Source organism: Mycobacterium sp. E136, from assembly GCF_001666865.1.
Classification (GTDB): Bacteria; Actinomycetota; Actinomycetes; order Mycobacteriales; family Mycobacteriaceae; genus Mycobacterium.
In genome coordinates, this window is sequence record NZ_LZJE01000355.1 from 1 (window position 1) to 721 (window position 721).

The window sequence follows — 721 nt, forward strand, 5'->3', positions numbered from 1 at the left end:
ATCGAGTCCCTGCCCTCCGTCGAAGCCGACCGTCAGGCAGACTCAACCCCGTAACACCTGCTCACTTTTCGACCGGAGAAAACTGCTCAAGATTCGACCGGAGCCGACAGGATGAGTGGGTCGAGGACTACAACACCAACCGACCGCACCAGTCGCTGAAGATGGACATCCCTGCCCAGCGCTTCACCGCCGGGGCGCCGGCAGCGTCGCCGTCGACCTCGCAATCGGCTCGAGCGCACCAACGACAGGGCTCAGATTGGGTGTCACGCAGGGTCACCACCAACGGGGTGGTCTGCGTGTCATGGCAGCAGGTTTGCATCGGCCAACACTGGGCCGGACAACGCTGCGATGTCCACGTCGACGGCAACCTTCTGCGGTTCTGGGTCGGTGATGAACTGGTCAAAACCGCCCCCCGCACCAGTCACGGCGAGGTACGAAACAAGCGGGCCCTACGCAGAAGCGGTCAGGGCTGACACAACACAAGAGTGTCAAGGATCAACCGACACAGAAACGTCAACGATCAACCGACTCTGAACAGGGGCAGGTTGCGTCCACCAAGGTGGTGTACGAGTCGGGACCTGATTAGCGGTGCCGGCGTGTCGTAGCCGAATGAATGAAGGTCATCGCGTGATTCTTCGAGAGACTGCGTCTCGTCAAGTGACTTGGCCCCGGGGTCGGCATGAATTTTGGCCCCATCGTTGGCTAGTCGGTTCGCTTGGTG

1 pseudogene is annotated in these 721 nt (G+C 60.7%); it reads left to right on the forward strand.

Annotated elements, in window-relative coordinates:
• Positions 1–110: 110 nt before the first annotated feature.
• Positions 111–473, forward strand: a pseudogene (locus A5698_RS30065) (IS481 family transposase); the annotation flags it as partial.
• Between the last annotated feature and the right edge of the window lie 248 nt (positions 474–721).